At 66.4% G+C, this 20898-nt stretch carries 22 protein-coding genes and 1 tRNA gene; 8 read left to right on the top strand and 15 right to left on the bottom strand.

The features are described from left to right. Positions 1-401 precede the first annotated feature (401 nt). Positions 402-1229 carry a flagellin N-terminal helical domain-containing protein gene (locus tag JAO74_RS16655; protein WP_199040767.1) on the top strand — a complete coding sequence of 276 codons (828 nt, stop codon included), beginning with the start codon at positions 402-404 and terminating at the stop codon, positions 1227-1229. A 99-nt stretch (positions 1230-1328) separates the two neighbouring features. Here JAO74_RS16655 and nhaA read toward each other — a convergent pair whose 3' ends face one another. The 5 genes from nhaA to JAO74_RS16630 all read right to left on the bottom strand — a co-directional run bounded on the left by nhaA (position 1329) and on the right by JAO74_RS16630 (position 5101). Next, positions 1329-2519 (bottom strand): Na+/H+ antiporter NhaA, encoded by a 1191-nt coding sequence (gene nhaA, locus JAO74_RS16650; RefSeq protein ID WP_332908835.1) that lies wholly within the window; start codon positions 2517-2519, stop codon positions 1329-1331. 54 nt (positions 2520-2573) lie between these two features. After that, positions 2574-2650 (bottom strand) — tRNA-Arg (locus JAO74_RS16645). A 46-nt stretch (positions 2651-2696) separates the two neighbouring features. Beyond that, on the bottom strand, positions 2697-3362 hold the full coding sequence (gene nth / locus JAO74_RS16640) for an endonuclease III (protein WP_199040763.1): 666 nt from the start codon (positions 3360-3362) through the stop codon (positions 2697-2699). A gap of 10 nt (positions 3363-3372) precedes the next feature. Beyond that, on the bottom strand, positions 3373-4101 hold the full coding sequence (gene dapB / locus JAO74_RS16635) for a 4-hydroxy-tetrahydrodipicolinate reductase (RefSeq protein WP_199040760.1): 729 nt from the start codon (positions 4099-4101) through the stop codon (positions 3373-3375). A 313-nt stretch (positions 4102-4414) separates the two neighbouring features. Then, the gene (locus JAO74_RS16630; RefSeq protein WP_199040758.1) at positions 4415-5101 is read right to left on the bottom strand and encodes a PspA/IM30 family protein; all 687 of its coding nucleotides are present in this window, start codon (positions 5099-5101) and stop codon (positions 4415-4417) included. Between the two features lie 306 nt (positions 5102-5407). On the opposite strand from JAO74_RS16630, the gene JAO74_RS16625 reads away from it, so the two are divergent. Both JAO74_RS16625 and JAO74_RS16620 read left to right on the top strand, forming a co-directional pair. Then, the gene (locus JAO74_RS16625) at positions 5408-5884 is read left to right on the top strand and encodes a hypothetical protein (RefSeq protein WP_233151116.1); all 477 of its coding nucleotides are present in this window, start codon (positions 5408-5410) and stop codon (positions 5882-5884) included. After that, the gene (locus JAO74_RS16620; protein ID WP_199040754.1) at positions 5881-6624 is read left to right on the top strand and encodes an NAD-dependent deacylase; all 744 of its coding nucleotides are present in this window, start codon (positions 5881-5883) and stop codon (positions 6622-6624) included. Before JAO74_RS16625 ends, JAO74_RS16620 begins: the two co-directional genes overlap by 4 nt. 245 nt (positions 6625-6869) lie before the next feature. On the opposite strand, the gene era is transcribed toward JAO74_RS16620, so the two are convergent. The 3 genes from era to lepB are packed head-to-tail and all read right to left on the bottom strand — an operon-like array spanning position 6870 to position 9321. Further along, positions 6870-7808 (bottom strand): GTPase Era, encoded by a 939-nt coding sequence (era, locus tag JAO74_RS16615; protein ID WP_199040751.1) that lies wholly within the window; start codon positions 7806-7808, stop codon positions 6870-6872. After that, on the bottom strand, positions 7805-8428 hold the full coding sequence (rnc, locus tag JAO74_RS16610) for a ribonuclease III (protein ID WP_233151118.1): 624 nt from the start codon (positions 8426-8428) through the stop codon (positions 7805-7807). The genes era and rnc overlap by 4 nt, the downstream gene beginning before the upstream one ends. Positions 8429-8469: 41 nt before the next feature. Then, the gene (gene lepB / locus JAO74_RS16605) at positions 8470-9321 is read right to left on the bottom strand and encodes a signal peptidase I (protein WP_199040744.1); all 852 of its coding nucleotides are present in this window, start codon (positions 9319-9321) and stop codon (positions 8470-8472) included. A gap of 155 nt (positions 9322-9476) precedes the next feature. Between lepB and pgi the strand changes: the two genes are divergently transcribed. From pgi to JAO74_RS16590, 3 genes are all read left to right on the top strand, one after another. After that, on the top strand, positions 9477-10967 hold the full coding sequence (gene pgi / locus JAO74_RS16600; RefSeq protein WP_199040740.1) for a glucose-6-phosphate isomerase: 1491 nt from the start codon (positions 9477-9479) through the stop codon (positions 10965-10967). Continuing rightward, positions 10967-11365, top strand: a complete 399-nt coding sequence (locus JAO74_RS16595) for a DUF4174 domain-containing protein (protein WP_199040737.1) — start codon at positions 10967-10969, stop codon at positions 11363-11365. The genes pgi and JAO74_RS16595 overlap by 1 nt, the downstream gene beginning before the upstream one ends. 183 nt (positions 11366-11548) lie before the next feature. After that, positions 11549-11701, top strand: a complete 153-nt coding sequence (locus JAO74_RS16590) for a hypothetical protein (protein ID WP_199040734.1) — start codon at positions 11549-11551, stop codon at positions 11699-11701. Here JAO74_RS16590 and JAO74_RS16585 read toward each other — a convergent pair. Next, positions 11698-12351, bottom strand: coding sequence for a PAS domain-containing protein (locus JAO74_RS16585; RefSeq protein WP_199040731.1), 654 nt, complete (start codon positions 12349-12351; stop codon positions 11698-11700). The two genes, JAO74_RS16590 and JAO74_RS16585, sit on opposite strands and share 4 nt — an antisense overlap. Before the next feature lie 194 nt (positions 12352-12545). Between JAO74_RS16585 and gorA the strand changes: the two genes are divergently transcribed. Continuing rightward, positions 12546-13895, top strand: coding sequence for a glutathione-disulfide reductase (gorA, locus tag JAO74_RS16580; RefSeq protein WP_199040728.1), 1350 nt, complete (start codon positions 12546-12548; stop codon positions 13893-13895). A 208-nt stretch (positions 13896-14103) separates the two neighbouring features. On the opposite strand, the gene rarD is transcribed toward gorA, so the two are convergent. From rarD to JAO74_RS16555, 5 genes are all read right to left on the bottom strand, one after another. Further along, entirely contained in the window at positions 14104-14973 is an 870-nt protein-coding gene (gene rarD, locus JAO74_RS16575; protein WP_199040725.1) for an EamA family transporter RarD, read from the bottom strand. Between the two features lie 61 nt (positions 14974-15034). After that, positions 15035-15256, bottom strand: a complete 222-nt coding sequence (locus tag JAO74_RS16570; RefSeq protein WP_199040723.1) for a hypothetical protein — start codon at positions 15254-15256, stop codon at positions 15035-15037. Between the two features lie 11 nt (positions 15257-15267). Further along, complete coding sequence (locus JAO74_RS16565) at positions 15268-16623, bottom strand: dihydrolipoamide acetyltransferase family protein (RefSeq protein ID WP_199040720.1); 1356 nt, start codon at positions 16621-16623, stop codon at positions 15268-15270. Positions 16624-16626: 3 nt separating this feature from the next. Next, positions 16627-17664, bottom strand: a complete 1038-nt coding sequence (locus tag JAO74_RS16560) for an alpha-ketoacid dehydrogenase subunit beta (protein ID WP_233151115.1) — start codon at positions 17662-17664, stop codon at positions 16627-16629. Between the two features lie 151 nt (positions 17665-17815). Beyond that, positions 17816-19099, bottom strand: a complete 1284-nt coding sequence (locus JAO74_RS16555) for a 3-methyl-2-oxobutanoate dehydrogenase (2-methylpropanoyl-transferring) subunit alpha (protein WP_199040717.1) — start codon at positions 19097-19099, stop codon at positions 17816-17818. A gap of 139 nt (positions 19100-19238) precedes the next feature. Between JAO74_RS16555 and JAO74_RS16550 the strand changes: the two genes are divergently transcribed. Then, the gene (locus JAO74_RS16550; protein ID WP_199040714.1) at positions 19239-19490 is read left to right on the top strand and encodes a hypothetical protein; all 252 of its coding nucleotides are present in this window, start codon (positions 19239-19241) and stop codon (positions 19488-19490) included. An 89-nt stretch (positions 19491-19579) separates the two neighbouring features. On the opposite strand, the gene JAO74_RS16545 is transcribed toward JAO74_RS16550, so the two are convergent. Beyond that, positions 19580-20584, bottom strand: coding sequence for a fumarylacetoacetate hydrolase family protein (locus JAO74_RS16545; RefSeq protein WP_199040787.1), 1005 nt, complete (start codon positions 20582-20584; stop codon positions 19580-19582). Positions 20585-20898 lie beyond the last annotated feature (314 nt).

Below are 20898 nucleotides of genomic sequence, written 5' to 3'. Positions count from 1 at the left end.
AACAGGTCGCCCGGCTTCGGCGCGGCGGTCGCGGCCGATCCGATCGCGAAACCCTGGGCGCGCAGGGACGATACCAGCGCGTATCGCTGCTCCATCATCATCGCGGAAGGAAAAATCGTACGCATGCAAAGCCCCTTGGACACTGGGCACTTATTGCCGGGTGCAGGGTAAACGCCGGGTAAACCCCAGCGAATATTTTCCGGCTGCGCGTACGGCGTGCTCGCCGCGCGTCATACGCGCGCGTGAAGCGTTCTGAGCACCCACCACGCGATCGACGGCCATCGGAAGGGTCGGCAATTTTTTCCCTTAAGCCCGGTGCCGGGCGGCCGTTCCTTGCTGTGACGGCTCGGCCCTCCGCTCTCGGGGGCGGCGGGGAAGCCGTGAACCTGTGGAGATCGACCATGACCGTTATCGCGACCAACACCTCGGCCCTGCGCGCCGCCAATGCCACGATGAGCGCCAGCGCCTCGCTGTCCACCGCCATGGAGCGGCTGTCGACGGGCAAGCGCATCAATTCCGCCAAGGACGACGCCGCCGGCCTCGCCATCGCCCAGTCGATGACCTCGTCGATACGCGGCATGAACCAGGCCGTCCGCAACGCCAATGACGGCATCTCGCTGGCCCAGACCGCCGAAGGCGCACTGGGCGAAGTGACCAACATGCTCCAGCGCGTTCGCGAACTGGCGGTCCAGTCGGCGTCGGGCACCTATGCCACCGGCGACCGCACGAACATGAACGCCGAAGTCACCGAACTGAAGGCACAGATCACCAGCGTCCTGTCGAACACCGAGTTCAACGGCACCAAGATCTTCAATTCGGGCACGACCGGCTACACCGCCCGGACCGCCGCGATCAGCATCCAGGTCGGTTCGGAAAGCACGGACAAGGTCGACCTGAACATCGGTTCGCCAGCCGATCTGGCCGCAGCGACCGCGGTGGATACCGACACCAACGCCACGGCAGCGCTGGGTAACGTCGATACGATGCTCGACTCGGTCGCCACGGCCCGCGCCAAGCTGGGCGCCGGCCAGAGCCGCCTGCAGTCGGTGGTCAACAACCTGACCAGCAACGTCACCAACCTGTCCGACGCGCGCAGCCGGATCGAGGACGCCGACTTCTCGGCCGAGACGACCAACCTCGCCAAGGCACAGATCCTGAGCCAGGCATCGACCGCGATGCTCGCCCAGGCGAACCAGTCGCAGCAGTCGGTGCTGAAGCTGCTTCAGTAATCCAGCCTCCGGCGTCGGCACCGGCCCCCGAACGTGAGGGTGCCGGCGCCGGCCCTCCCCACCTCTCCCGAGGGAGGGCCAGCGAACCCCGGCGATCCATCAGGTGGATCGCCGGGGTTTCGTGTTCGCCATCGGTGCCTGACGCAGCAGCAGGAACCCCGCAGCCCCCGCCAGCAGCGACCCGGCGAAGACGCCCTGCTTCACCGCCCCCATCGCGTCGCCGGCATCGCCGAACGCCAGGCCGCCGATGAACAGGCTCATGGTGAAGCCGATCCCGCACAGCACCGCCATGCCATGGACCTGACGCCAGTTCGCCCCCATCGGCATATCCGCCCAGCCCAGCCGCACCATCGCGACGATCGCGGTGAAGATGCCCAGTTGCTTGCCGACCAACAGACCCGCCGCGATCCCCAGCGGCAAGGGCGCGACCGCATCGCCGATCGTCATGCCGGCGAAGGATACCCCGGCATTGGCGAAGCCGAATATGGGCACGATCAGGAAGGTGATCCCCGGATGCAACCGCCGGGCAAGGCGATCGAGCGGTGGCTCCGCCCCTGCGACATCCTTCAGCGGGATCGTCAGCGCCACCGCCACGCCGGCCAGCGTCGCATGGACGCCCGACAACAGCACGCCGTACCAGATACCCACGCCGATCAACATGTATGGCCATAGCGTCCGCACCCCGGCGCGGTTGAGGCACACCAGCAACACCACACCCGCCCCGGCGGCCAGCAACGGCACCGGCGCGATCTGTCCGGTGTAGAACAGAGCGATGACGACGATGGCGAGCAGATCGTCGATCACCGCGATCGCGGTCAGCAGGATCTTCAGCGAGACGGGAATGCGCGAACCGAGCAGCGCAAGGATGCCGAGCGCGAAGGCGATGTCGGTCGCCGCCGGGATCGCCCAGCCGCGCCAGTTCGCCGGATCGCCGCCGTTGATGCCGAGATACACCAGCGCCGGCACCACCATGCCGGCGACCGCCGCCACCCCCGGCAGCACGCGGCGATCCCACGATGCCAGATGCCCCGCGATCATCTCGCGCTTCACCTCCAGCCCGATCATCAGGAAGAACAGCGCCATCAGGCCGTCGTTGATCCAGTGCAGGATGCTCATCCCGCCGACGGGGACGTGCAGCAGATGGTCGTAACCCGCCGCCAGCGGCGAATTAGCGACGAGGATCGCCGCCAGTGCCGCCATCATCAGGACGATCCCGCCCGACGCCTCTTCATGGATGAAGCGCCGGAAACCGCCGGTGATCGCACGTCGCGACAGGAGCCGGCCGCTCACGCCGTCCACCGAACGCGAGACGACGACACTGCGCGAGATCGATGATGAGGAGAATGGTGCACCCGGCAGAATTCGAATCTGCGACCTCTGCCTTCGGAGGGCAGCGCTCTATCCAGCTGAGCTACGGATGCGTGGAGGTCCGCGTAGCAAAGCGATGCGGCGGGCGCCAGAGGGTTTTCACGCATCGGGGGCGATCGGTATCGTGATCGGGGCCGGGGTCTTGGGCTTGAAGGCGCACAGATCGGCGACGATGCAGCGCCAGCATTCGGGGCGACGCGCCTTGCAGACATAACGGCCGTGCAGGATCAGCCAGTGATGGGCGTGGAGGCGGAAAGGCTGCGGCGTCGCCTTGTCCAGCTTCAGCTCGACCGCCAGCGGCGTCTTGCCGCGGGCCAGCCCGGTGCGGTTGCCGACGCGGAAGATGTGCGTGTCGACCGCGAAGGTCTCCGCCCCGAACGCCACGTTCATAACCACGTTGGCAGTCTTGCGGCCGACTCCGGGCAAGCGTTCCAGCGCGTCGCGATCGGCCGGCACCTCGCTGTCGAAATCGTCGATCAGCATCTGCGAGAGGGCGATGACGTTCTTCGCCTTGCTGTTGAACAGACCGATCGTGCGGATATGTTCCTTCAGCCCGTCCTCGCCCAGCGCCACCATCTTTTCCGGCGTGTCGACATCCTGAAACAACAGCCGCGTCGCCTTGTTGACCGATACGTCGGTCGCCTGCGCCGACAGGGCGACCGCGACGACGAGGGTGAAGGGATTGCGCCAGGCCAGTTCCGTTTCCGGATGCGGGTCCGCCGCCGCCAGCCGGGCGTAGAACTCGATCACGTCGGCGCGCTTCACCGTCCCGCCCTCACAGGCCGAGCACATCGCCCATGCGATACCGGCCCGCCGGCCGATCCGCGAGCCACAGCGCCGCCTTCACCGCGCCACGCGCGAAGATCGAGCGGTCGTCGGCGCGGTGGTTCAGTTCAATCCGCTCGCCCTCGCCGGCGAAGATCACGCTGTGGTCGCCGATCACCGACCCGCCGCGCAGCGACGCCAGACCGATCGTGCCGTCCGAGCGCGCGCCGGTCAGCCCGCCGCGCCCGTCGACGCGCAGTTCCGACAGCGGCGCCCCCCGCCCCGCCGCCGCCGCCTCGCCGAGCAGCAGCGCGGTGCCGGAGGGGGCATCGACCTTGTGCCGGTGGTGCATCTCGACCACCTCGATATCCCAGTCGGCGCCGAGCTTCGCCGCCGCCTCGCGCACCAGCATGCCGAGCAGCGTGACGCCGAGCGAAGTGTTGCCGGTCTGGAGGATCGCCACGTCGCGCGCGACCTCATCGATCGCGGCGTGCTGTGCCGCCGACAGCCCGGTGGTGCCGATGACCAGCGGCGTCCCGGCGGTTCGCGCGGCAACGAGGTGCGCGTCGAGCGCGGAGGCGGTGGAGAAATCGACCAGCACGTCCGCGATCCGGGCAAGCGCCAGCGGATCGCCCCCCGCCTCGCACCCACCGGCCAGCACCGCGCCCTGATCGACGATCGCGCCGGCGATCGCCCGGCCCATCCGCCCCGCGCTGCCGTAGATGCCAATCGCGGTCATGCGCCTTGGCCCCCGAGGTGGCGGGCCGGAAAGTCACTAAAGTCACACCCTCCTACGCGCGCGCGATCGCGCGAGGGTTGCGGACGGGCGCGGAGAATGGTCGGTCGGGAAGAGGCGGTCGGGCGGATCATGACCTGCCCTCTCGCATAAAATCAGGGTAGTAGGACAGGGAAGAAACGAGCGGAGGAAACGCCCTTTCTCCTATAACGATCATCGTGGCGGGAACCGTACTCGTTACATTGATGCGAAGACGAAGAGCCTTGCCCTATTCACCTGCTGCGGAACCCGCCCTCAGGTAACAGGCGTCAAGGCTTCAGCCTTGCTTGGACGAACGCCGTTTGGCCGTGCTCTTCTCACCCGCATTCGTCCGTAGTGCGCTTAGCCGCTCGGCGACTTGATCCGCGCGACGCAGCGCGTCGATCTCTTGTCCACTGGTATCGGTGGACACAACGAGATTTGCCTCGCGTTCGTCGTCCATCAGTTGATCGAAGCGCGCCCGTGCACGCTCTACGCGCTGCTCCGTGATCGTTTCCGGGGACAGATTACCCGTAATGCTCGATCGTTCCTGCTCAAGTGCAGCCAATTTTCCCAACATGGCTTTCCGCTCGGCCGTCAGATCCACAGTCAGCACCGCCAGCCGTTTAACCTCGATTGATGCCGCCCGCTCGCGCGCCGATGACGCCTGCGCATCACGCTCGGCATCGAGCTGGCGCTCAATCGCCCGCTCGGCGAGATCGGCGCGCTCCTTGCTGAGAGCATAAGCCGCCTTCTCGCCCCAATCCGCCGCAAGTGCGACCTGACGCGTCATCTCCCGAGCGGCGTCGTCTCGTTCGCGTTCAGACGCGAAGCGCTGGTCACGCACATTGTCGATGGCGGCTTCCACTTCGCGAATGCTCTGGCGGGACAGACTCCGACGGTTTGCTCGCTCAACCGATCCGGCACCCAGTTCAATCTGCGATATGAATGCATTCGACGCGCGCATGAAGATCGAACCAGCCATCATTCTCTCCCACGCCTTCGATACTAGACCGGAAGGGTGAAGCCAGTGTTAAAAGCCTAGTCACATCCGATCAAGACTCGCCCGACCACGTCCCGCCATGCCAGTGGCCGCGTACCGTGCCCCGATGCGTGACATCCGAAACATCGTCATCCTGATCGGCGCAGGCGTGTCCGCCGGATCCGGCATCGCCACCTTTTCGCGGGCCGGGCGGGCTGTAAGAGAGCACCGGATCTAGCAGGAGAGCACACCGGTAATCGATTATCGCGCGGTTGGCGGACACTGCGAAGCAGGGGTAAAGTCGGCTCGATGAACCCAACCGAAGCATTTGACTCGTTGGCCAGCACGCTGGTTGGCTTACCCATAAGCCACGTTTGGGGCGGCTATGGGTCTGCCATGTTCGTCGAGATCGGCGACCTGACCCCCCGATCCCGGCGGGACGGTTCACCGGGCAATCCCGAGGGCGTTGTCTCTCTTGGTATCAAATGGAGTTGGCGCATTGAGGATCAGATCGCCATTCGCTGTGGAAGCTGGAGCAAGGAAGAACTTTGGGAGCCTGCATTCGAAACGTTGCGAGGCGCGCAGATCACTCGGTGCGAACTGTTCGGCGCCTTGCCCGAGGTCGTCGTCACAACCGAAACCGGCATAAGATTCCTTTCTTTCGCTACCACTGACGGTCAGCCTCAATGGCATATGGTCGACCGCCGAGAGAAATCGGCACGTTGGTTCACCGTGCGTGAGGGGCAGCTTCACCTCGGAGACGGCACAGAGCCAGCGTCTGCATGACGGACATCCGAAACATCGTTGTCCTGACCGGCGCGGGCGTCTCCGCCAAATCGGGCATTCCCACATTTCGCACGCACGGCGCTGTCTCTTACTGGGAGTATGACAATCCAGAAGGCGTTAGACAAAGACACCGGGTCGAGGATGTGTGTACGCCCGAAGCGCTGGCGGGCGATCCGGTACTGGTGCACCGGTTCTATGACGCGCGGCGGGCGGCGCTGGCGGGGGTCGAGCCGAACGCGGCGCATCTGGCACTGGCGCGGCTGGATGCGGAATGGCCGGGCGAACTGCTGATCGTCACGCAGAATGTCGACGACCTGCATGAGCGGGCGGGCGCGCGGCGGCTGGTGCATATGCATGGCGAACTGCGGTCGGCGCTGTGTGCGGCGTGCGGGGCGCGGCGGCCGCATGCGGGGGACCTGCCGCCGGGGAGCGTTTGCCCGGCCTGCGGTGCGTCGGCATTGCGGCCGGACATCGTGTTCTTCGGCGAGATGCCGTACCGGATGGCGCGGATCGAGGCGGCGGTGGCGGAGGCCGATCTGTTCGTGTCGATCGGGACATCCGGGGCGGTCTATCCGGCGGCGGGCTTCGTGCAGATGGCGGCGCATTGTGGCGCGGCGACGCTGGAATTGAATCTGGAGCGGTCGGCGGGGAGTTCGTCGTTCGACGAGACGCGGCTGGGGCTGGCGGGGGTGCTGGTGCCGGCGTGGGTGGAGGGGATTTTGTCCGTTCGTTCGTGGTAGGGGTGAGAGAGGTCTATCGGGTGGCCTGTGCTTCGATACGAGCCCTCGATACGCCGCCTGACGGCGGCTACTCGGTCTCTACTCAGCACGAACGGGAGAAAGCGACGGGGAAGGGCGCTTATCGATCTGCGCCTTGCTGTTCCCCGGCGGAGGCCGGGGTCCAGTTGGGGGACCTCGCTGAAAGATCGCTGCGCACTATTACAACAGCCTTCCCGACTGGACCCCGGCCTTCGCCGGGGAACAGGTCATTCCACCCAGTCGAGGCCTATGTCGCGGTATAGCTGGCGGTCTTCGTCCCAGCCGGGTTTCACCTTGACGTGCAGGTACAGGTGCACCGGGCGGTCGAGGACGGTGGCGAGTTCGGCGCGGGCGCGGGCGCCGATTTCCTTGATACGGGCGCCGCCCTTGCCCAGCACGATCGCGCGCTGGGTGGGGCGTTCGACCAGCACCTGCTGGTGGATTTCGACCGATCCGTCCGCGCGCTCCTCGAACTTCTCGGTTTCGACGGCGCTGGCATAGGGTAGCTCGGCGTGAAGCTGGAGGTAGATCTGCTCGCGCGTCACCTCGGCGGCGAGTGCGCGTTCGGTGGCGTCGGAGACCTGATCCTCCGGATAGTGCCACGGGCCGGGGGGCATCGCCTTTGCCAGTGCGGTCTTCAGTTCGGGCAGGCCGTCGCCGGTCTGGGCGCTGACGAACCAGGTTTCGGCGAAATCGACCTGCGCGTTCAGGCGCTCGGCGTGGATCAGCAGCTTGGCCTTGTCGGCGAGATCGACCTTGTTGAGGATCAGGTGTTTCGGTTCGGGCCGGTCCTTCAGCGCCTCGGCGATATCGGTGACCTTCGCGCCCAGCCCGCCCTTGGCATCGACGACCAGCGCCAGCAGGTCGGCGCCCTCGGTCCCGCCCCATGCCGCCGACACCATCGCCCGGTCGAAGCGGCGGCGCGGTTCGAAAATGCCGGGGGTGTCGACCAGCAGCAGCTGCGCATCGCCCTCCATCGCGACGCCGAGCAGGCGGGCGCGGGTGGTCTGCGCCTTGGGGCTGACGATCGCGACCTTCTGGCCGACCAGCGCGTTCACCAACGTTGATTTGCCGGCATTGGGCGCGCCGACGACGGCGACGAGGCCGCAGCGTTGTGGCGGAGTCGCGTGATCGGGCCGCTGATCGGGGACGGGTTGATCGGTCATGTACTTACCTTTTCCAGCAGTGCCCGCGCGGCGGCGGTCTCCGCTTCCTGTTTGTTGCCGCCCGTCGCCTCGGCGGAGGCGAAGGTGCCGATCGCGACGCTGACGGTGAAGCGCGGCGCGTGGCCGGGGCCGGAGCGATCGATGATCGTGTATTCGGGCGGGCGCCGGCCGGATGCCGCCGCCCATTCCTGCAGCGCCGATTTGGGGTGCTGCGGCGCCTTGTCATGGCTCTGTACGCGACCGGCCCATGCGCGGCGGACGAAAATGCGGGCGGCGTCGAGGCCGGCTTCGCGATACCACGCGCCGATCAGCGCCTCCATCACGTCGCCCAGCACATTGTCGCTGTCGATCGCGCCGTCGTCGCGCGCCTGCTTGCCGAGACGCAGATGGTCGCGGACGCCGATCGTGCGGGCGACCTGTGCGCAGACCGCGCCGGTGACCAGCGCGTTGAAGCGTTTGGACAATTGCCCTTCCGGCTCGTTCGGGAACAGTTCCCACAGCCATTCCGCGACGAGCAGGCCGAGAACGCGGTCGCCGAGAAATTCGAGCCGTTCGTAATTGGCCGCCGCCTGGCTGCCATGCGTCATCGCCCGTTCGAACGGGGCGATATCGGCGGGCATCCGGCCGAAGGTGGCGGCGAGCCAGTCGGGGAAGGTCGCGCTCAGAAACCCTCTCCGATCCGGTTCCAGCGGGCGGCGGACACCCAGGTCCATGGCTTCAGCCATTCGGCCGAACCGTCGGTGGAGAAGAAGCCGACCATCGCGCGGCCCTCGATCCGGTCCAGCGGGATATAGCCCATGCCGATCGGCGGCGCGAAGCGGCTGTCGGCGGAATCGTCGCGGTTGTCGCCCATCAGGAACACGTTGCCGGCGGGCACGGTATAGGTGCCGGTGTCGTCCGCCTCCGGAATATCGCGCTGGTCGAGAACCGAATAGGTGCGGCCGCCGGGCAGGGTTTCGCGGTAGCGGCGATAGCGGCAGATCGGCTGACCGTTCAGCACGTCCTGAAACTGCGTGTCGCAGTGGCGGGTATCGAAATTGGGGGAGAGCGGAAGGGTGAAATCGGCGATCCGCTGTTTGGGGATCGGCTTGCCGTTCAGGACGAGCTGGCCGCCGACCATCTGCACGGTATCGCCGGGCAGGCCGATGACGCGTTTGATGACGTCGTGGTCGCCGTGCGCGGGGTCGGTGTCGCCGGGGGCGGCTTCCGGGCTGCGGAACACCACGACGTCACCGCGCGCCGGCACCGATCCGAAGATGCGACCGGGGATGATCGGAATGCCCCAGGGCAGCGACCAGCGCGAATAGCCATAGTTCCATTTCGACACGAACAGATAGTCACCGATCAGCAACCGGGGCAGCATCGATTCCGACGGGATCGAGAACGGCGCCAGAATGAAACTGCGAAAGATCAGCACGACGAGCGCGAGCTTCAGCAGGAAACGGAGCGTCTCGCTCGCCTCCGAGCGGGCGGGTGCGGATGCGGTTGCGGATGCAGGGACGGATTCTGGCATGGAACGGACCCATAACCGTCCTCGTGCGTCCTGAGTAGCCATCGGCGGCGGCGAATTGTACGGATGGGGGACTTGCCCCCATGCTGGTTCGCGGTAGAGCTATCCACGAATTGGATAATACCGAAACAATACCACCCTCCTGTCAGGATGTGAACATGAGCGACTGGTCCGCGATCGACGCGCTTTCCTCCCCCAAGCTGACCGAATTGTTCGATGCCGATCCGGATCGGCTGGCGACGTTCAGCCTGGATGTGGCGGGCATCCATTTCGACTGGTCGAAGACGCATCTGACGAAGGAGGCCATGGAGGCGTTCGCGGCGCTGGCGAAGGCGAAGGATCTGGCCGGCAAGCGCGAGGCGATGTTCGGTGGCGAGCATGTCAACGTGACCGAGGATCGCCCGGTCGAACACACCGCCGAACGTGGTGAGGGCAACGCGGAAAGCGTTGCGCGGGCGCGGCAGTATCACGCCCGGATGCGCGCACTGATCGATGCGATCGAGGCGGATGCGCTGGGGCCGATCCGGTCGATCCTGCATGTCGGCATCGGTGGATCGGCGCTGGGCCCCGACCTGATCGTCGATGCGCTGCACCGTGAGGATGCGCGGTACGAGGTCGCGATCGTGTCGAACGTGGATGGTGTCGCGCTGGAGGATGCGTTCGCGCGGTTCGATCCGGCCACGACGTTGCTGGTGATCGCATCGAAGACGTTCACCACGACCGAGACGATGCTGAACGCCGGTTCCGCCATCGCCTGGATGACCGAGAACGGCGTCGAGGACCCCTATGGCCGGGTCATCGCGCTGACCGCGTCGCCGGACAAGGCGATCGAATGGGGCGTGGACGAGACGCGCATCCTGCCGTTTTCCGAAGGGGTCGGCGGGCGGTATTCGCTGTGGTCCTCGATCGGCTTCCCCGCCGCGCTGGCGCTGGGCTGGGACCAGTTCGAGGAACTGTTGGAAGGGGCGGCCGAGATGGACCGCCATTTCCGGCTGGCGGCGCTGCACGAGAACGCGCCGGCGATCGCCGCCTTTGCCGATCTGTATTACACGCAGGTGCGCCATGCGGAGACGCGCGCACCCTTCGCCTATGACCAGCGGCTGCGGTTGTTGCCATCGTACCTCCAGCAGCTGGAGATGGAATCGAACGGCAAGTCGGTGACGGTCGACGGCCAGCCGCTGGGGCGGCCGAGCGCGGCGATCACCTGGGGCGGGGTCGGCACCGATGCGCAGCACGCGGTGTTCCAGTTGCTGCATCAGGGCACACATCTGGTGCCGGTGGAATTCATCGCGGTGATCGAGGCGGGCGATACGCTGGCCGAGGATCATCACCGCCAGTTGCTGCTGAACGCCTTTGCACAGGGTGCTGCGCTGATGAAGGGCAAGCAGGTCGAGGACCCGGCGCGCAGCTATTCGGGCGACCGGCCGTCATCGACGCTGCTGCTGGACGTGCTGGATGCGCGGACGCTGGGGGCGCTGATCGCGTTCTACGAGCACCGGGTGTTCGTGAACGGCGTGCTGCTGGGCATCAACAGCTTTGACCAGTTCGGGGTCGAGCTGGGCAAGGAAATGGCGAAGGCGGCGGATCAGGGTGGGCAGGCGTTCGACCCCTCCACCACCGACCTGATCGCGCGGGCCGGGCTGGATTGATGCTGCCGGTGGCGGGGCTGGTGGCGCTGGCGATCGCGGCCCAAAGTGCGGGCATGGGCGTGGGTGACATGCGCTGGCAGCGTCGCGTCCTGATCGTCAACGCCGCGACCGCCACCGATCCGATGCTGATCGCGCAACGCCGGGCGCTGGCCGGCTGGCGGAAGGGTGCCGTCGACCGGGATGTCACGGTCGTCGAGATGATCGGCGACCGGGTCACCGGCGCACGCGATACCGCCGCCGCGTTGCGCCGGACGTATCGCCTGCCGGCGGATCGCTTTGCCGTGGCGCTGGTCGGCAAGGACGGCACGGTCGCGTTCCGCGCGACCGATCCGGTGCTGCCCGACCGGTTGCAGGGGACGATCGACGCGATGCCGATGCGGCGTGCAGGCGGGCGATGATCGCCTTCAGTCCATTCGCATCGGTGGCGCGGAACATCTGACTCAATCGGGAAGATGAACCGCGATGATCGAGGAATTGACGCGGTGGAATCCCGGTCCGGGGCAATGCCGGTGTCAGTCAACTCATTGCTAGGCCAAGCGTATTGGTGGTAGTGCCCGCCACCTTCAACGGAAAATCCCAGGATGACGGACGAGCAGAGCAGATTCGAGATCGAGCGCGCCAGAACACTGCTTGCCGAAGCGCTGGATCTGCTCGACGCCGCACAGTTGAGTGCGCCCGCCGCCTATGTCGCCCATGCGATCGGCATGATCGAGGAGCGGGATACCGGCGTCTAGACGACCTGCGATGCCAGCAGCCGTTCGATCCTGGTCAGGCCGTCCGCCGTCAACTGGATGGCGCCGAGATCCCAGATCGTCCGTTCGATCCATCCGCGCGATTCCAGCGCCTTGATCCAGCGTTCGGTCAGGGGACCGGTTGATTCCAGACTATGGCCGATCTCGGCGATGCTGATCAGGCGACCCTCCGCCTCCGCCAGATAGGTGTCGAGCAGGATCGACCATGCCTGATCGGCGAACAGGTCGCTGCCGAATTCGATGCGCCGCTGGATCATCAGATCGCCGACCCGCCGGGCCGCGCGCCACAGGCTTTCCGGTCCCCGGTCGACGGCACCCGGATTGACGAGATGGATCGTCCCGATCAGGCGCCCGCCATCGGGACTGGCGAACCGCGAGACATGGACGTCGCACCAGACGGTCGACGAGTCGGCGCGGACATAGCGTTTGCGGACGAGCACCGGACCGCCGCACACCCGCAGCGATTCGACGTCGGCGACGTTGCGGACGACATCGTCGGGGTGGGTCAGATCGGCATAGCTCATCCCCACCAACTCTGCGGCAGAGCGTTGAAGCAGATCGCATAGCGACTGATCCATCGTCAGAATCCTGCCATCGGCATCGGAGACCGAATGGCCAACCAGTACTGACATGTCATTTCCCTGTTGCACCCCCGAAATAGGGCCGATCGGGGCACGGTGGCAAGTATGTCATGATTGATGCCGATTTATTCCGGCATTTCGCGCGCCGGCGATCGAATCGACCATCGCATGGTCGATCGCTCGGGGCGCCAAGTCTTGCCGATGCCCCGCGACCGCGCCACATGCCGGGGAACGGAAGGACCTACATGCCCCAATATGATTACGACCTCTTCGTCCTCGGCGCCGGTTCCGGCGGCACCCGCGCCAGCCGCGTCGCCGCCGCGCACGGCGCGCGCGTGGCGGTGGCGGAGGAGTATCGGGTCGGCGGCACGTGCGTGATCCGCGGTTGCGTACCCAAGAAGCTGCTCGTGTACGGCGCGCACTTCGCGGAGGACCTGCGCGACGCGAAGCATTTCGGCTGGGACGTCCCCTCCCCGTGCAGCTTTTCGTGGAGCACGCTGCGCGACAACGTGATGGCGGAGGTCGACCGGATCAACGGCGCCTACACGCAGACGTTGAACAACAACCATGTCGACATCATCCCGCAGCGCGCGGTGGTGACGGGGCCGAACACGGTTCGCCTCGCCGACGGGACCGAAAAGACCGCCGAGCGCATTCTGGTCGCGGTCGGCGCGCATCCGGCGATCCCGGAATGCCCCGGTCACGAACATGGCATCACCTCCAACGAGGTGTTCGACCTGCCCGAATTGCCCCGGCGCATCCTGATCGCGGGTGGCGGGTACATCGCCAACGAGTTTGCGGGCATCTTCCATCAGTTCGGCAGCCATGTGATCCTGGCGAACCGCAGCCAGGAATTGCTGCGCGGCTATGATGCGCAGATCCGCGACCGGCTGCTCCAGATTTCGACGATGAAGGGCATCGAATTCCGCTTCGACGCGGCGTTCCGGGGGATCGATAAGGGGGAGGATGGCTGCCTGACCGTCCATCTCGCCAATCACGAGCCGGTCGTGGTCGATTGCGTGCTGTTCGCCACTGGCCGTCGCCCCAATACCGAGGGTCTGGGACTGGCCGATGCCGGCGTCGAGCTGGACGAACTCGGCGCGGTGAAGGTGGATGGCGAGAACCGGTCGACCTGCCCGTCGATCTACGCGATCGGCGACGTGACGAACCGTATCCAGTTGACCCCCGTGGCGATCCGCGAGGGGCAGGCGTTCGCCGACACCGTATACGGCAACAAGCCGACGACGGTGGATTATGGTTGCGTGCCGGCCGCCGTGTTCAGCCACCCGCCGCTCGCCGGGGTGGGGATGACGGAGGCGGAGGCCAGGCAGAAACTGGGATCGGTAAAGGTCTATTCGTCCGACTTCCGGCCGATGAAGAACGTGCTGGCGGGGCGCAACGAGCGGGCGCTCTACAAGATGGTGTGCGATGGTGACACCGATCGGGTGGTGGGCATTCACATGATCGGGCCGGACGTGCCGGAAATCATCCAGGCGTGCGCGGTGGCGGTGAAGGCGGGGCTGACCAAGGCCGATTTCGACGCCACGGTGGCGCTGCATCCGTCGATGGCGGAAGAACTGGTGCTGATGCGGTAGGGCGCAGGCGCGGCCACGCCCGCGCCGGTCGTGCGAGAGCATGAGCGCCCGACCCGGCCGGCGGGTGGCCAAGGGCCGACCCGTCCGACGACACGGCTTTGCCGCGGCGGGTGTTCGGTTGTTGCGTCATGGCGAGCGGAGCAAGGCAATCGAGGGCGGCACGCGTGGCTCTGGGTTGCTTCGCTCCGCTCGCAATGACGGATGGGGGCTATACCGCCCGGCTGCTCGCCCACGAATCCCACGCATACAGCGCACATCCGGTCCAGATCGCGACGAACGTGACGATATGGATCGCGCGCAACGGCTCACCGAACAGCAACACGGCCTCTGCGAATTGCAGCGTCGGCGCGATGTACTGGAGCAGCCCCAGCGTCGCGTAGCGCAGCCGCCGCGCCGCCGCCGCGAACAGCAGTAGCGGCGCAGCGGTCGCCGGGCCGGCGAGGATCAGCAGCCAGTCGAGCGAGCGCGTCTCGCCGAACGCCCCCTGCCCGGTCGCGCCGGCATAGAGGATGACGGCGAGCGAGGCGGGGGCGAGCAGCATAGTTTCCACCGTCAGGCCGCCGAGCGCGTCGATCTTCGCGACCTTCCGGATCAGGCCGTACAGGCCGAAACTGGCCGCCAGCGCCAGCGATATCCAGATGGCGCCACCACCGACCACCGCCAGCGCGAGCACGCCCGCCGCGGCGATGCCGACCGCGATCTTCTGCACCCGTGACACCCGCTCGCCCAGCACCGCGACGCCCAGCGCGACGTTGACCAGCGGGTTGATGAAATAGCCGAGGCTGGCCTCCAGCACATGCGCGTGCTGGACCGACCAGATATAGACCAGCCAGTTGATCGCGATCAGCGCGGCGCTGGCCATCAGCAGGAGCAATGTCCGCCCGCGCGCCGCCGCGCGGATCGCCGGCACCTTGCGCAGCACGACCACGGCGATGGCAAGCAGCAGCAGCGACCAGACGACGCGGTGGCTCAACACCTGCAACGCCGGCACGCCGGCCAGCAGCTTCAGATACAGCGGCAGCAGCCCCCACAGCACATAGGCGCCGACGCCCAGCCATAATCCCTTGCGCTCGATCATGGGCGCGCCATCGCCGGGCGGACGCCGCAGTGCAACAAAGGATCGCTTTACGGGTGGTTCGTCAGCCGACCATGCCCGACACCGTGATCGCGGCGCCGCGATCGACGATCCCGCCATTGACCATGCCGGAGATGTGGACGCGCGATCCGCGCTCGGCGATCAGCGTGCCGTTTATCATGCCGGCGATCTCGGCATCGGCCCCGGCGGGGACGATCGCGGTGCCGTTCACCATGCCGCGGAACCGGCCCTCGATCGTCACCGTGCCGTTATCCATGCCGCGCATCGCCCGTCTCCTCAGTCCGCGAACAGCAGAACCGGCGTTTCGAGGAATAGTTTCACCGCCTGCACGTAACTGGCCGCGTCCCAGCCATCGACGACGCGGTGGTCGCAGCTGATCGACAGGTTCATCAGCTTGGCGCGGACCACGTCGTCGCCCCGGAAGACGGGGCGTTCGACGATGCGGTTGGGGCCGATGATCGCGACTTCGGGCCGGTTGATGACGGGCGTCGTCGCGATGCCGCCGAGCGGCCCCAGCGAGGTGATCGTGATCGTGCCGCCGCCCATCTCGTCGGGCTTCAGCCGGTTGGCGCGGGCGGCCTCGGCCAGGTGCGTGATCTCGGTCGCCAGTTGCCAGACGTTGCGGTCCTGCGCGTCGCGGATGACGGGGACGGTGAGGCCCGCGTCGGTCTGCGTCGCCATGCCCAGATGGACGCGGCCGGCGCGGGTGACCACCCCCGCCTCGTCATCGTAGCGCGCGTTGAGCATCGGGAAGTCGGGCAGCGTGCGACAGATCGCGACGATCATCAGCGGCAGCATGGTCAGCTTGGGGCGCTGGCCACGGTTGGCGTTCAGGTCGGCGCGCATCGCCTCCAGCGCGGTCACGTCGATCTCGTCGACATAGGTAAAGTGCGGGATCGCGCGCTTCGACGCGGCCATGTTCTCGGCGATGCGGCGACGCATGCCGATGACGCGGATCGCCTCGTCGGGGCGGGCGCGGCTGGTGCCGGGGGCGGTGTAGCCCTGCCCGGCTCCGTAGCGGAGATAGGCGTCGAGATCGGCGTGGCGGACGCGGTCGCCATCGGTCTTGACGGTGGCGAGGTCGATGCCGAGGTCGCGGGCGCGGGCGCGGACGGCGGGGGAGGCGAGGATGTGGGCCTTCTCCCTCTCCCCTTCAGGGGAGAAGGTCGGGGAGAGGGGGACATTCGCGACATCCGACAGGATGGGGGACTCCCCCTCTCCCAACCCTCTCCCCTGAAGGGGAGAGGGCTTTTGCTCGACAACCTCTTCGACGCCGGGGTTTTCGGCTTCGTATTGTTGCGCGACTTCCTCTTGATCGGCCGACAGGGCGGCGGCGTTCAGTTCGTTGGTGATGGGGCCAAGCGCGGGGGCTTCTTCGGCGGCGACATCGGCCTCCGTTTCGATCACCACCAGCGCGGCACCGATCGCGACCTGATCGCCGACCTCGCCGGCTAGTTCGACCACGGTGCCGGACACGGGCGATTCCATTTCGACCGTGGCCTTGTCGGTCATCATGTCGGCGATGTTCTGGTCTTCCTGAACCCGGTCGCCGACGGCGACGTGCCAGGCGACGATCTCGGCCTCGGCGATGCCTTCGCCGATATCGGGGAGCTTGAAGGTGAAGCGGGCCATCTCTCAACCGTCCTTCATGATCTTCTTGAGCGCCTCGCCGATGCGGACGGGGCCGGGGAAATATGCCCATTCCAGGCTGTGCGGGTATGGCGTGTCGAAGCCGGTCACGCGCTCGATCGGGGCTTCGAGGTGATAGAAGCAGCGTTCCTGCACCAAGGCCGACAGTTCGGCGCCGAAGCCGGACGTGCGCGTCGCCTCGTGCACGATCATGCAGCGGCCGGTTTTCTTCACCGATGCCTCGATCGTCTCGATGTCGAGGGGCACCAGCGTGCGCAGGTCGATGATTTCGGCATCGACGCCGGCCTCGGCGACGACGGCGGTGCAGACATGGACCATCGTGCCATAGGCGAGGATCGTCAGCGCTTCGCCGTCGCGGACGACCTTCGCCTTGCCGAGTTCGATCTTGTAGTAACCGGTCGGCACGTCGCCGGCGGGATGCTTCGACCAGTTTTCGGCGGGGCGATCCCAGTATCCGTTGAACGGGCCGTTATAGATGCGCTTGGGCTCGAAGAAGATCGTCGGGTCGTTGTCCTCGATCGCGGCAATCAGCAGGCCCTTGGCGTCATAGGGGGTGGAGGGGATCACCGTCTTCACGCCGGAGACATGGGTGAAGATGCCTTCTGGGCTTTGCGAATGCGTCTGGCCGCCGAAGATGCCGCCGCCGAACGGCGAGCGCACCGTCATCGGCGAGATGAATTCGCCGGCCGAGCGGTAACGCAGGCGCGCGGCCTCCGACACGAGCTGGTCCAGCGCGGGATAGATGTAATCGGCAAACTGGATTTCGGGGACGGGACGCAGGCCATAGGCGCCCATGCCGACCGCGACGCCGATGATGCCGCATTCGGTGATCGGCGTGTCGAACACGCGCGTCTTGCCGTATTTCGCCTGCAGGCCGGCGGTGGCGCGGAACACGCCGCCGAAATAGCCGACATCCTCGCCCATCACGACCACGTCCGGATCGCGCGCCATGACGACGTCGAGCGCGGAGTTGATCGCCTGGATCATGTTCATGCGGGTGGTTGGTTCTTCGGTCATCGTCATGCCTAGATCCTCCCCGGCACGGGGAGGGGGACCGACGGCGAAGCCGGTGGTGGAGGGGGGACTCCCCAAACGTGTCGCTGGTGGATAGCCCCCTCCACCATGCTTTGCATGGTCCCCCTCCCCGTGCCGGGGAGGATTGAAGTCGAAATCATCACTTGCGATCCCATGGGCGGCCGCTCGCCGTCTCTTCCGCGATCATCTGTGCCTGTTGTTCGCGCAGGTGCCACGGCATCTCTTCGAACACGCCGTCGAACAGCGTGTCGAGCGGTTGGTGGAGGCCGTGGCCGAGGATGCCGTTCTTTTCGGCTTCCTTCTGGGCGGCCTTCACCTCTTCGGCGAGTTCGCGGTCCTGCGCGGCGTGGCGATCCTCGTCCCATTCGCCGATGGCGATCAGGTGGTCCTTCAGCCGCTTGACCGGATCGCCCAGCGGCCATGCGGTCGGCTCGCCGGCTGAGCGATACTGGCCGGGATCGTCGGAGGTCGAATGACCCTCGGCACGATAGGTAAAATGTTCGATCAGCGTCGGTCCCTGATTGGTCCGCGCCCGCTCCGCCGCCCATTGCGTCGCCGCATAGACCGCCAGCGCGTCGTTGCCGTCCACGCGCAGGCCGGCGATGCCGTAACCGACCGCGCGCGCCGCGAAGGTGGTCGATTCGGCACCGGCGAACCCGGAGAAGCTGCTGATCGCCCACTGGTTGTTGACGACGTTCATGATGACCGGCGCGCGGTATACGGCGGCGAAGGTGCAGGCGGAATGGAAGTCGCCCTCCGCGGTCGAACCCTCGCCGCACCACACCGCGGCGATACGCGTATCGCCCTTGGCGGCGGACGCCATCGCCCAACCCACGGCCTGAGGATATTGCGTCGTGAGGTTGCCGGAGATCGAGAAGAACCCGGCCTCGCGCGCCGAATACATGATCGGCAGCTGCTTGCCCTGCAACCGGTCGGCACTGTTCGAATAGATCTGGTTCATCATATCGACGAGGCTCCAGCCCCGCGCGATCAACAGCCCCTGCTGGCGATAGGAGGGGAAGCACATGTCCTCGTAATCCAGCGCATGGGCAGCGGCGACCGACACCGCCTCCTCGCCCGTCGCCTTCATGTAGAAGCTGGTCTTGCCCTGTCGCTGCGCCCGGAACATGCGTTCGTCGAACGCGCGGAGCAACGCCATGCTGCGCAGCATTCGCCGCAGCATATCCGGCGACAGGCGGGGGTCCCAGGGGCCGACCGCGTTGTTCTCGTCATCGAGGACGCGGACCAGACCATAAGCGATATCGGTGAAGGAGCGCGCGGCATCGGCCGTGTCGGGACGGCGGGTGGCCCCGGCCGGCGGCACATCGACCGCGGCGAAATCCACGGCGTCGCCGGGCCGGAACTTCGGTTCCGGAACATGCAGCGCCAGCGGCGGCAAATTGGCACGAGTGTGCTCGGCCATCCTTCTCTCCAGATCATCATTGGCACGGGCGATACCGCACGGATTTTCTTTCGCGCGCTTGTTATAAAATTTCAAGCGCTGTTTTGGTCGGTTGTCGGCCGGTCGTAACGTCGCGTTAACCGCCTTCTGCGAAAAACCCATGACCGAAACAGGGAAACGCCTCGCCATGTACATGGGTCCGATCGTCGCCGCGAAATCATCCTCCTCGCCGCTGGCGCGCGTGCTGGTGGGCATCCCGACGCTGATGCTGGCGGCGATGCTGTTGCTGCCGTGGCTGGCCGCCAATGCGATGGCGGCGGGCCTGATGCTTGGCCTGCGTGCCCTGCCCGGTGCGCCCCGTGCGCTGATGGCAGCGATCGATTATGCCGGCACCGTCGCGCTCGGTCGCTGAGAGCGCAGCGAAACAACCCGGAGCAGCACGTGACGCCCTGGGTCGCTTCGCTACGCTCGCAATGACGGATTGAGCCGAAGGTTTAGGCCCTACCCGCCCACCACCTGTTCGATGACGCCGAAGATCGGGTGGTGGCGATCGTCCTCCGCCCAGATGCGGACGGTGTCGCCCTGCTTCAGGAACGGCGTCGTCGCGGTGCCGCCGGTGATCGTCTCGACCGTCCGCACCTCGGCCAGGCAGGAATAGCCGACGCCGCCCGCCGCGATCGGTTTGCCGGGGCCGCCATCGGCATCGCGATTCGATACCGTGCCCGAACCGATGATCGTCCCCGCCCCCAGCGCGCGCGTCTTCGCGGCGTGCGCCACGAGCGTGCCGAAATCGAAGGTCATGTCCTCGCCCGCCTGCGCGCGGCCGAAGGGCTGGCCGTTCAGGTCGACCATCAGCACCCGGTGCAGCTTGCCGTCCCGCCACCAGTCGCCCAGCGTATCAGGGGTGACGAAGACGGGCGAGAAGGCGCTGGCCGGTTTCGACTGGAAGAAACCGAAGCCCTTGGCGAGTTCGCCGGGGATCAGGTTGCGCAACGATACGTCGTTGGTCAGGCCGACCAGCCGGATCGCGGCGAGCGCCTCGTCCCGGCTTGCCCCCGGCGGCACGTCGCCGGTGACGACGACGATCTCCGCCTCCAGATCGCAACCCCATGCCTCGTCGGCGAGGGGGATGGGATCGCGCGGGCCGAGAAAGCCGTCGGAGCCACCCTGATACATCAACGGATCGTGCCAGAAGGTGTCGGGCATGTCCGCCCCGCGCGCCTGACGCACCAGCGCGACGTGGTTCACATAGGCGGAGCCGTCGGCCCATTGGTACGCGCGCGGCAAGGGTGCCGCCGCGTCATGCTCGTGAAAACGTTCGCGCGGGATCACGCCATGGTCGAGATCGGTCGACAGGTTTTCGAGCAGCGGCGCCAGCCGGTCCCAGTCATCGAGCGCGGCCTGCAACGTCGGTGCGATATGCGCGGCATCGGCGCACCATGCGAGATCGGACGACACGACGACCAGCCGGCCGTCACGCCCCTGCTTCATGCTTGCCAGTTTCATCGCCATCCTCTCGATATTGTTATGGGTACAGGCGTAGAGCGATCACCCCGGTGCCGACAAGCCCGCAGACGCCGCAATCGGTCTGGTCCCCGACCCTTTGTCATGACGTGGTATGATACCGCCGACCTTGACTTATGGGCGGATCGGCGTATCTGGCACGGCATCGAGGCGTCATGCAGCGTGAGCGGACTTCATCCGGAAAAACCGGATTGTTCGTGCTCCGCCTCGGTCGAGCTAAGGCTTCCCTAATCACGCGGGGCGTCATTCTCCCCCCGCCACCCCCGTGCGCCTTTTCGCGTCACGGTGCATGGCAC

The organism is Sphingomonas mollis, from assembly GCF_016427505.1.
Lineage (GTDB): Bacteria > Pseudomonadota > Alphaproteobacteria > Sphingomonadales > Sphingomonadaceae > Sphingomonas > Sphingomonas mollis.
The sequence above is the reverse complement of the archived record's forward strand: the minus strand, read 5'-3'. Positions and strand labels throughout refer to the sequence as shown.